Source organism: Psychrobacter sp. 16-MNA-CIBAN-0192, from assembly GCF_040309565.1.
GTDB lineage: Bacteria > Pseudomonadota > Gammaproteobacteria > Pseudomonadales > Moraxellaceae > Psychrobacter.
Genome location: NZ_JBEOOX010000365.1, coordinates 1 through 263, shown reverse-complemented (window position 1 = coordinate 263; position 263 = coordinate 1). Strand labels below are relative to the sequence as shown.

1 protein-coding gene is annotated in these 263 nt (G+C 43.0%); it reads right to left on the bottom strand.

All coding sequences use genetic code 11. The annotated features are described in order from the left end of the window. Positions 1–201, bottom strand: a 201-nt coding sequence (locus tag AAEY78_RS13615) for an FAD-dependent oxidoreductase (protein ID WP_352339868.1), incomplete at its 3' end; no start/stop codon positions are given. Between the last annotated feature and the right edge of the window lie 62 nt (positions 202–263).

Sequence of the window (263 nt, the reverse complement as noted above, 5' to 3'; positions counted from 1 at the left end):
ACCTAGAGCGTCAATTTCTTTAACTAAGTGACCTTTGCCAATGCCACCAATTGCTGGGTTACATGACATTTGACCAAGGGTATCCATATTGTGAGTTAGCAGCAGGGTATTCATCCCCATACGTGCGGCTGCCAATGCGGCTTCAGTGCCAGCATGTCCACCACCTACTACGATAACGTCAAAATTTTCGTGAAAAATCATTAATGGGATCCTACTTAAATCAAACCAGTAAACTTCAAAAGGGAGCGTATTCTACCTAGAAT